The organism is Bradyrhizobium sp. TM233, from assembly GCF_036247965.1.
In the GTDB taxonomy this organism is placed as follows: Bacteria; Pseudomonadota; Alphaproteobacteria; order Rhizobiales; family Xanthobacteraceae; genus Bradyrhizobium; species Bradyrhizobium ottawaense.
The window spans coordinates 1-278 of sequence record NZ_BTIG01000376.1 but is presented as its reverse complement, the minus strand read 5'-3'; the positions used below and the strand labels follow the sequence as shown (position 1 = coordinate 278).

General features: G+C 42.4%; 1 protein-coding gene. It reads left to right on the top strand.

Features of this window, described 5'->3' with window-relative positions; all coding sequences use genetic code 11:
- Positions 1-54: 54 nt before the first annotated feature.
- On the top strand, positions 55-278 hold a 224-nt coding region (locus AABA86_RS34490; RefSeq protein WP_338309929.1), incomplete at its 3' end, for a hypothetical protein.

Here is a 278-nt window from a genome sequence, read left to right as displayed (position 1 = left end):
ACTAAAGGAGGAGTCGAAGATGATTGTGCCGTTTTCAAGAAACCAGATATGGAGATGAAGAAGCATTTGAAATCGCTTTTTGTGTGGGCCCGCATTGAAGGAGTAGGCGTCAATAAAGTCTTGGTTGATGGCGGGGCCGCCATAAATTTGATGCCAAAGTTTCTGCTTAAGAAGATTGGGAAATCTGTCGAGGATTTGCAACCTCATAACATGATGTTGACTGATTACGAGGGAAAAACTTCTAAGTCTTTGGGAATGTTATTGGTGGACACCACAAT